The following is a 630-nucleotide window of genomic DNA, read 5'->3' as shown; positions in this document are numbered from 1 at the left end:
TAATGTTGGACTTGACTGGTTTCGAAAGGTTCAATCCAGCCATGGCGTGATATTATACAGTTCAACGCGAAGACGCCAAGAGCCAAAACTCCTTTCACGGGATAGATCTATTCAAAAAATAGAAATTGACATCAAATGCAAAACTATCAACAAATTTAACCAATTTTATCAAGATGGGTTCGTTAAAGTAAGGACTTAACCGCTTGGAGATCAGGCAAGATCTAACCTTTGCTTTTTTTATGCAACAAGCTCATAAAACCTTAAGCTTAGAATGAGACAATCAAAAAAAACGCCTTTAGGAGTAGATAGGAATGATCACGATTCACGAGTTTATAGAAGCAATTAAAAATGAGCAATATCAAACGCTTTTGTCCCGACTTAAAAATGAAAACTTCAGCGTCGAATGGAATAAAAAAGGACCATTTAACCAAAACATTCTCCACTTTGCGATGAAAAATGCTGAGGTTTTTAAAACGTTGTGCACCCACCTTAAAGACAATAATGAAAAACAGTTCATCGCCCTTTTGACCGAAGCAGATAGTGACGGAGACACTCCTCTTCATCAAATGATTCAGTTCAATCGTGTGGACGCGTTATGTATTCTGCTTGACATAGGGAGTAAAAACACCT

1 protein-coding gene is annotated in these 630 nt (G+C 37.3%); it reads left to right on the top strand.

Features of this window, described 5'->3' with window-relative positions:
• Nucleotides 1–311: 311 nt before the first annotated feature.
• A partial coding sequence (locus tag Lfee_RS12565; RefSeq protein ID WP_131753260.1) for an ankyrin repeat domain-containing protein occupies nucleotides 312–630 on the top strand: 319 nt, incomplete at its 3' end.

Source organism: Legionella feeleii (assembly GCF_001467625.1).
GTDB classification, from domain to species: domain Bacteria; phylum Pseudomonadota; class Gammaproteobacteria; order Legionellales; family Legionellaceae; genus Tatlockia; species Tatlockia feeleii.
Note: the sequence above shows the minus strand (reverse complement) of the source record. Positions and strands in the feature narration are given on the sequence as shown.